This window comes from Micromonospora sicca, assembly GCF_003172935.1.
GTDB lineage: Bacteria > Actinomycetota > Actinomycetes > Mycobacteriales > Micromonosporaceae > Micromonospora > Micromonospora sicca.
The window spans coordinates 1-1,098 of the sequence record NZ_QGKS01000434.1 but is presented as its reverse complement, the minus strand read 5'-3'; the positions used below and the strand labels follow the sequence as shown (position 1 = coordinate 1,098).

Annotated in this window: 1 protein-coding gene; it reads left to right on the top strand. The window is 74.7% G+C overall.

Annotated features, from left to right (window positions below):
- The first annotated feature begins 221 nt into the window (after positions 1 to 221).
- Positions 222 to 893, top strand: a complete 672-nt coding sequence (locus tag DKT69_RS32995; RefSeq protein ID WP_109805326.1) for a bifunctional DNA primase/polymerase — start codon at positions 222 to 224, stop codon at positions 891 to 893.
- Positions 894 to 1,098: the final 205 nt, after the last annotated feature.

Here is a 1,098-nt window from a genome sequence, read left to right as displayed (position 1 = left end):
GCCGCGTCCGCCGCCGCCCCCGAACGGCTGCCCCTCGGGGCCTGTCGGTTTCAGGTTTTCGCTGGTCGCACACTCTGTACGTCAGCCGTACAGCCAGTCCTCGTAGTTTTCGTGCAAGTTGCACCGGCCGTTTCGTCAGCTCAACGATCGTGGGTTACGGCAGTGACGGCGCTCGACATGTGGCGTGTGGACAGTCCGGGCAGGGCGAGAGGAGATGGCACATGTGGGGGAATGTCGGACCGCGCGTCGCTCACCTGTCGCCCCTGGAGCGGGTCCGGCTGCGCCGGGTCGCGGTCCGCTACGCCGGGCACGGCTGGGAGGTGACCCCCGGCGCGTGCCTCGCCAACAGCCGCTTCGTCTGCGGCCGGGCGGGCTGCCCCACGGTCGGCTGCCACCCGGCCCTGGAGAACTGGGAGCAGGCGGCGAGCGCCGACCCGGCCCGGGTGGCCACCTGGTGGCGCAGCCGCCCGCACGGGGTGCTGCTCCCCACCGGCCGCGCCTTCGACGTGCTGGAGGTCTCCGCCCACCTCGGCCGGCACGTGCTGGACGCCCTCGCGACCCACCCCGCCGGCTTCGGGGTACGCGGCCCGGTCCTGGTCACCCCCACCGGCCGGTGGATGTTCCTGGTCCGCCCCGGCGACCCGCTCCGGCCCGAGCTGGAGCACTGCTTCCACGTGGTCCGGCACGGCCCGGGCTCATGGATCGCGGCGCCGCCGACCCGGCTGCCGGAGGGGATCGTCCGGTGGGCCGTCGCCCCCGAACAGGCCCGCTGGCAACTGCCCGACTCGTACCTGGTGCAGAACGCGCTGATCGACGCGTTACGGGCGGCCGGGGTGACGCTCACCTCCGACCTGCTCCCCGGCCAACTCCCGCTGCCCCGCCGCGGCTGGTGACCCGACCGCCGCCCGAGCGGGTGAACGACCGCCCCGCGGCAGCGACCCCGGCGGCGTCGACCTCGTTGAACCGGTGACGGCGCACCGACGCCACTGAGCGGGGGTAGACCATGTCCAGGGACGACGCGGCACGCCACACCGGCGGCACCGAACCTTCGCGGCACCGGCGCCGCCCGTACGGCTGGGCCGGCACCCGCCCGTGGGG